General features: G+C 63.0%; 7 protein-coding genes. 4 read left to right on the plus strand and 3 right to left on the minus strand.

What is annotated here, in order from left to right; all coding sequences use genetic code 11:
• The first annotated feature begins 2 nt into the window (after positions 1 to 2).
• Both RM2_RS13230 and RM2_RS13235 read left to right on the plus strand, forming a co-directional pair.
• Entirely contained in the window at positions 3 to 509 is a 507-nt protein-coding gene (locus RM2_RS13230) for a hypothetical protein (RefSeq protein ID WP_072689917.1), read from the plus strand.
• A gap of 1 nt (position 510) precedes the next feature.
• Entirely contained in the window at positions 511 to 1,485 is a 975-nt protein-coding gene (locus RM2_RS13235; protein WP_072689919.1) for a PDR/VanB family oxidoreductase, read from the plus strand.
• A gap of 2 nt (positions 1,486 to 1,487) precedes the next feature.
• Here RM2_RS13235 and RM2_RS13240 read toward each other — a convergent pair whose 3' ends face one another.
• The 3 genes from RM2_RS13240 to RM2_RS13250 all read right to left on the minus strand — a co-directional run bounded on the left by RM2_RS13240 (position 1,488) and on the right by RM2_RS13250 (position 4,295).
• The gene (locus tag RM2_RS13240; RefSeq protein ID WP_084721780.1) at positions 1,488 to 2,288 is read right to left on the minus strand and encodes an IclR family transcriptional regulator domain-containing protein; all 801 of its coding nucleotides are present in this window, start codon (positions 2,286 to 2,288) and stop codon (positions 1,488 to 1,490) included.
• Positions 2,285 to 3,538: an MFS transporter gene (locus tag RM2_RS13245; protein WP_072689921.1), complete on the minus strand. Its 1,254-nt coding sequence runs from the start codon at positions 3,536 to 3,538 to the stop codon at positions 2,285 to 2,287. Before RM2_RS13245 ends, RM2_RS13240 begins: the two co-directional genes overlap by 4 nt.
• A 310-nt stretch (positions 3,539 to 3,848) precedes the next feature.
• Positions 3,849 to 4,295, minus strand: a complete 447-nt coding sequence (locus RM2_RS13250) for a hypothetical protein (protein WP_072689923.1) — start codon at positions 4,293 to 4,295, stop codon at positions 3,849 to 3,851.
• A 231-nt stretch (positions 4,296 to 4,526) separates the two neighbouring features.
• Between RM2_RS13250 and RM2_RS13255 the strand changes: the two genes are divergently transcribed.
• Positions 4,527 to 5,213 (plus strand): TrmH family RNA methyltransferase, encoded by a 687-nt coding sequence (locus RM2_RS13255; protein ID WP_072689925.1) that lies wholly within the window; start codon positions 4,527 to 4,529, stop codon positions 5,211 to 5,213.
• A 34-nt stretch (positions 5,214 to 5,247) separates the two neighbouring features.
• The gene (locus RM2_RS13260; RefSeq protein WP_072689927.1) at positions 5,248 to 6,366 is read left to right on the plus strand and encodes a glycoside hydrolase family 76 protein; all 1,119 of its coding nucleotides are present in this window, start codon (positions 5,248 to 5,250) and stop codon (positions 6,364 to 6,366) included.
• Positions 6,367 to 6,458: the final 92 nt, after the last annotated feature.

The raw sequence follows: 6,458 nt of genomic DNA on the forward strand, positions 1-6,458 counted from the left end.
TCATGACTGGAACATCGCCACATCGGTTGTCATACCAGGCGCGAATTCTGTTGGTTCCACTAGGTCCGTCGGGTGACAGGCTTGTCGCAGAAATGGCCAGTGCGGGCCTGACGGACGTGCGGGTGGTCGCCGCCGCCGGTGAGGGTTCGGTGCGCGTCCGTGGTATCGATGCCCACGGTTCCACTACGCAGACTATCGATGATCTTGTCGTCGATTCGGACATGATCATCCTCGTCGGATCGGATCTGCCAGAGGTGCCGCTTGCGTTCGTTTCGGTGATCGCCGACGCCGCCCGGAAGTCGGGAAATCTGCTGGCAGGTGTGCTTGTCGACCAAAAGGGGTGGGAGTCCCCGCAGGGCGCGAAGGCGCTGGCCCTGCTCCGGACGGAACTGGACATGCTGGTGTCCGTCAACCAAGTTGCGCCGGCTACGGGGTTCGTCGACGTCCTCAAGGGTGGTCGACGAGAAGAAGGGCACTGCGCACCTGTGGCCAGTGCAGGAAGGGACTGACATGGTTCACGAGACGGAACGACTTCTGGTGAGGAGGAAAGACACTGAGTCGGAGGGGGTGGTGTCCCTGCTGCTCGAGCACCCTCAGGGTCGCAGTCTCGCGTCGTGGGCGCCGGGTGCACACATCGATGTGGTGCTCCCTTCCGGTAAGGTCCGCCAGTACAGCCTGTGTGGTGATCCCGAAGACACGACTGCGTATCGGATCGCGGTGCTCGACGAGGCTGACGGGCGCGGAGGTTCTCGGGAGATTCACGACGTGATCCGTGAAGGCGACCCTCTGTCGATTCAAGGTCCACGCAACCACTTCGCTCTCGACGCCGCATCTCACTATGTCCTGATCGCGGGTGGCATCGGTATCACCCCAATACTGGCGATGGCGCGGCAACTCGCTACGGAAGGGGCCTCGTGGCGCCTCTACTATGGCGGCCGGAGCAAGCCCACCATGGCCTTCTTGGACGAATTGTCACAGCTGGGCGGTGCCGTGACGATCGTTCCGCAGGACGAATGTGGGCACATCGATCTCGAAGTCGCGATGACGGATGTTCCGACCGGAGCGGCGGTCTATTGCTGCGGCCCAGAGTCCTTGATTACCGCTGTTCGAGACACTTGTGTGCGGCTAATCGGTTCCGAGGCTATGCATTTCGAGCGGTTTGCTGCATCCTCGGCCGTCGACGCCGCTCCCGTCGGCGACACAGGCGTTGATCATCCCTCCGAATTCGAAGTCGAGCTTCGTCAGACGGGATGTACGCTGACCGTGCCCGCAGACCGGTCGCTTCTCGAGGTCGTGCTCGAGGCGAATCCGGATATCCTCTACTCCTGCGAAGACGGGTTCTGTGGCTCGTGCGAGACCCGAGTACTCGACGGCGTGCCCGAACATCAAGACTCGATCCTCTCCGCAGCCGAAAAGGAGAAGGGCGAGACCATGCTGATCTGTGTCGGCCGATCCCGAACCGAGCGGTTGGTCCTGGACGCCTGAATTCAGGTGCTCCGACCAGATCGTGTGGCGGCGAGATCCTTCTGAATCTGCGCCGCCGCCTCCTGTAGGGCCGCGACAATCGAGCCGCGCATCGACTCCTTCGATATCCGAGCGGCCTGGGCGGAGACGTTCAGGGCAGCGACTGTGGATCCGTCGGGGGAACGCACTGGCACTGCGATCGACCGTATGCCCGCGGTGAGTTCCTGATCCGCAAGGCACCAACCGCGTTCACGTGCGGCGGAGATCTTCTCGCGCAGTTGTTTTGTGTCGACCGTTGGCTCCTGCTCTTCGACTGATCGCAGGTAGGCCTCGATCCCGTCGTCGGGTAGATCGGCGAGTAGGACGCGTCCGGTAGCCGTGATATACGCCGGTAGGCTTGTGCCTACGACGATATTGACCGTGAGAACCCGATCGGCCTGCACCCGGTCGACGTAGATCACGTGGTCCCGATGCAACACGGTCAACGACACGGTTTCGTGCGTCTGCTCCGTTAGCTTCTCGAGGTACGGATGTGCCAATTCGAGTAACGCGTTACTTTGAATGTATGCGTCACCGACTTCGAGTGCAGTCGGGCGAACGGCATAGGCGTTGCCGTCGAACGACAGGTAGCCCATATACTCAAGAGTCAGGATGAATCGTCTTGCGGCGGTCCGAGTTATGCCAGCCAGTTCGGCAATATCGGTGACCGACAAGGGGCGTCTTTCCGTGCCGAAGATCTTCAGTACCTCCAGGCCACGGCCGAGGGCTTGGATATGGTCCCGGCTCTGCGTTGGCGCCGGCATGGCTTCGCGGTTCTTCGTCACAGGCTCAACCTATCGCGTTCGATTGGTGTTGCGGTCCTAGATCGCGGGCGTGAGATGCGGATACCCGCAACGCTGACCACGCCACAAAGGACGTAGACGCCAGCGGTCGCCTGCCAGCCGGATATGAAGCTTCCGGTCCGCTCCACCAGTGCCCCCGCGGCCAGTGGTCCGGCAGCGAAGCCGAAGTACATCCCGACGGCGATCACGCTCGAAGCCCGTCCCACCAGAGAGGGCGCGACAGTCCGGACGGCTCCGGCCATTACCAGAACATTGGATGCCAGTGCCGAGGCCCCGTGGAGGATGACGCCAACCCACAACAGTGTCGGCCATACCCATAGCTGGGCTCCAAGTAGTGCGAGGGCTCCGAAGGTGGAGCCGGTAGCGACGATGAGGAGTAATGTGAACGGGTTGGTATCCGTGGAAAGAGTACGGCCCCAGAAGATTCGCGACGTGACACCTACCGCCCCGGCGGCGGCGGCGGTTAACCCGGCCACTGTCAACGGCAGGCCCAGTGCGTCGTGCGCGAAAAGGGGGAGATACACGTTCGTAGCCTGCAATCCCGCCCCGGACAGCAACGCGTAGGCCGTGAATAGCCAGACCGTCCGGGGGACTGGGGCCTTCTCCGATCGACGTCTGCCGTCGGGTTCCAGTTCTGGCTCAGAAGTGGGCAGGCGGGCGGCTGTGGCATCGGCCCCGCCGCCATACCTACGCCATGCGACGGCGGTAAGAAGTGTCGCGACGATTGCGCCGACCCAGAGTGTGCTTCGCCAACCTGTTGCGAGGGCGAGTATCGGAAACCCGAGGCCGGCAACGAGTTGGCTGACCTGGACGCCGGACTGTTTCACGCCGATCCATGTCCCCTGCCGCGACGATGCGACATTCTTGCTGATAATTCGGTTGGTGACCGGATTCGAGAGCGCCTGCGCAACTCCGGACACCGCCATCGCCACCAGTAGCCACCAGTAGTTCTGTGACACCGCGGCAAGGACGTACGACGCCGCGGCGGCGCTGAAGATGCCGAGCATCTGCGCCCGAGGCGAGAAGTGGTCGGCGAATCTACCGAACACGAAGGAAGAAGCCGATGCCGCGATGAAGGTGAGTGCGGCTAGGAAGCCGAATTGCGAGACGGTGATGTTCAATGAGTCGATGACCAGCGTGCTCGTTGCACTCAACCCGTAGATCAGAAGTGGTCCGATTCCCATCGCAGCCGTGAGGAGCGCGAGCACTCCCAGATCGTTGCGTTTGGTCATGTGCGAAAACCTCCGCCATCATTCTCCGAATGCGGCCCGCGTTCTCGCGATCACCTGTGCAGGCCTGAGTGCGCTCGGACATTCGCGTCCGAGTAGCGCGCATTTTGCATGCTATCGGATGTATTGGCAAATGAAGGTGGGGAGATGCGTTGTTCCGGCAGATCACACTCGGACGTTCGACGTGAGGATCTGCTTCAGCCCAGATAAGTTTGGGGTCACACAGGCTACCGGCGGATCGCTGGGGCTCTCAGTGCGCAGCTTCATCCATAAATGGTTAGTGTGCGCGCTGTACGGCCATTCTGGCGCGGGGTCACGGGCGGAGCATGATGTGGTCCCGGTCCTTCGGGTCAACCAGGATGGAGATGGTTTCCCCGGGAACGAAGCGGGTGATGTTTTCTCGTCGCACCTCGTAGACGACGCGGCCGTTGTAGCTATCCGACCCTGGCACGGTCAGTCGGAGGTCCAACTCGGTCAGTTCCCCGTTGTCGACGGTGCGCCGAAGCGGGGTGACGTGCTCGATGCGGGCCCAGCCCTCGAGTCCGTGCCGTTCGAGTTTACGGTCCTTGCGGCTGGGGCGTCCGGCGGCCATCATCCCCAACCCGAGCGCCGAGCCGAAGGCGGCGAGCAATCCCATGATTTGATAAGGGATGGTGGCCGGGGGGGTGTGATCAACCAACCATCCCAGCCAGACGGCGAGGACCATGACGTAGCCGACCGTGATGAAGCAGACGGTCCGCACGATGCGCTGATGATTCATCGTTTCCCTCCAGCTTCAGGTTAGCCGCCGTGGGATCCAGGACGTAGCCCAGCCGCCCGCTCCCCGTTAGAGTCAAGTGCCGGGAGCAGGAAAGTGTGTGTGGAGGTAACCGTATGGCGTGGAGTCGGGTGTCGTTGGTGTGTCTGAGCATGTGCAACAACGGTATGTACAACAGCGACGAGACCTCGCACGGATTCACCTCCGCAGCCGATTCCAACGAGAGGTTCTGACGTGGCCGGAGAGTCGGAGGCGGTGCACGCGCAGGGGGGCCTGGGCCCCACCGAGTGGGGGGAGAACCCGAACGGTGTCGGACCGTGGAGCGACGAACACGACACACCTGTTCCGTCGGATCCCCGCTACGATCCCGAACTGCTGGCCGGCGGTGACCGCCGCAACGTCGTCGACTCGTATCGCTACTGGAAGCGTGAAGCGATTGTCGCGGACATCGATGGGCGGCGTCACCCACTGCATGTCGCTATCGAGAACTTCGGCCACGATGCCAATATCGGGACCGTAGTGCGCACGGCCAATGCGTTCGCCGCCGCAGCGGTCCACATCGTGGGGCGTCGGCGCTGGAACCGGCGAGGTGCGATGGTCACTGATCGCTACCAGCACGTCGTCCACCACTCGGATGTCGACGGGTTGGTGGAGTTCGCACATGAGCGGGGTCTCACCATTGTGGCCGTGGACAACACACCAGGTTCGATCCCGCTCGAGACGGCAAGTCTGCCGCGAGACTGTGTGCTGCTGTTCGGCCAGGAAGGACCCGGGGTCACCGAAGAGGCGAAAGAGGTTGCGGCGATGACGGTCTCGATTGCACAGTTCGGATCCACCCGCAGTATCAACGCGGGTGTCGCCGCCGGAATCGCCATGCATGCCTGGATTCGTCAACATGCCGACCTCGGCCGCGCCTGGTAGCGGAACCCACGGCGAATAGGCATGATCAACTCCTATGCAGGGGATGTGGTCGGCGCGCGCGGACGCGGCGGAAGAAGCGGTGGTGAGCAGGCACCTTCGTCGGCTGTGGGCTCTCCCGGGCACCGCACTGGGTGTGGTGGCGTGGCCCGCGGCGAGGCGCGAGCGACTCTTCTTCAGCTGGCACTACTGGTGGCAGGCGCACCTGCTCGATTGCGCTGTCGACGCACTCGAACGGGACCCGACCCCGCGGCGTCGATGTCGCATCGTGAAACTGGCCCGCAGCCACCGGCTACGCAATCTGTCGGGCTGGACCAACGACTACTACGACGACATGGCCTGGCTTGGGATAGCGCTCGAGCGTGCCCAGCGGATGCACCTCATAGACAACAGAAGTGCCGTGCAGGTCCTCGAATCCCAGTTGTTCGATGCGTGGGCGCCAGAACAAGGCGGCGGCATCCCATGGAGGAAGGGTTCGGACTTCTACAACGCTCCAGCCAATGGACCTGCCGGGATCATGTTGGCGCGCACCGGCAAGCTGTGGCGCGCCCAGGCCACAGCCGACTGGATCGACGAGACACTTCGGGACGGCGACACCAACCTGATCCTCGACGGCATCCGTTCGGGAGGCAAGATCGAGCGGAGCGTGTACTCGTACTGTCAGGGCGTCGCGCTCGGACTCGACACCGAACTCGCCGTGCGCCTCGGTTCACCGCGACATCGCAACAGGATCCACCGCCTTGTGGACGCCATCGACGAGCACCTCGCTCCTAACGGAGCGATAGAGGGCAGCGGCGGGGGAGACGGCGGACTGTTCAACGGAATCCTCGCACGGTATCTGGCACTGACGGCGGTGATGTTGCCCTGGGAGACACCCGCCGATATCCGGGCCCGGGAGACGGCCGCCCGGCTCGTCCTCACCTCGGCCACCGCGGCCTGGGACAACAGGTTGCAGATCGAGGGTCAGCCGCTCTTCGGCCACGACTGGACCATGCAGGCGCAGTTACCGGGAACGAGTTCCGGCATCGCCACGTTCACCGACGGAACCGTGCGGTCGTCCGTTATTCCGGAACGAGACCTGTCCGTCCAACTCGGTGGCTGGATGCTAGTGGAGGCGGCCTACACGGTCTCGGCTGCGGGATATCCGCGGCGGTAGCCGGGATGGGAATTGCGTTTGGCCACCACGGAGGCGGTCAAGGGCTGGGAGGTGTTGTGTCAGCATGCGGGGTCCCGCGGCAATCCGCAATA

Source organism: Rhodococcus marinonascens NBRC 14363 (assembly GCF_001894885.1).
GTDB lineage: Bacteria > Actinomycetota > Actinomycetes > Mycobacteriales > Mycobacteriaceae > Rhodococcus_F > Rhodococcus_F marinonascens.

What these genes read in the sequence shown, in the direction of transcription:
- RM2_RS13230 (WP_072689917.1), top strand. Translation starts at nt 3, where the DNA reads ATGACTGGAACATCGCCACATCGGTTGTCATACCAGGCGCGAATTCTG.
- RM2_RS13235 (WP_072689919.1), top strand. Translation starts at nt 511, where the DNA reads ATGGTTCACGAGACGGAACGACTTCTGGTGAGGAGGAAAGACACTGAG.
- RM2_RS13245 (WP_072689921.1), bottom strand. Translation starts at nt 3,538, where the DNA reads ATGACCAAACGCAACGATCTGGGAGTGCTCGCGCTCCTCACGGCTGCG.
- RM2_RS13250 (WP_072689923.1), bottom strand. Translation starts at nt 4,295, where the DNA reads ATGAATCATCAGCGCATCGTGCGGACCGTCTGCTTCATCACGGTCGGC.
- RM2_RS13260 (WP_072689927.1), top strand. Translation starts at nt 5,248, where the DNA reads ATGCAGGGGATGTGGTCGGCGCGCGCGGACGCGGCGGAAGAAGCGGTG.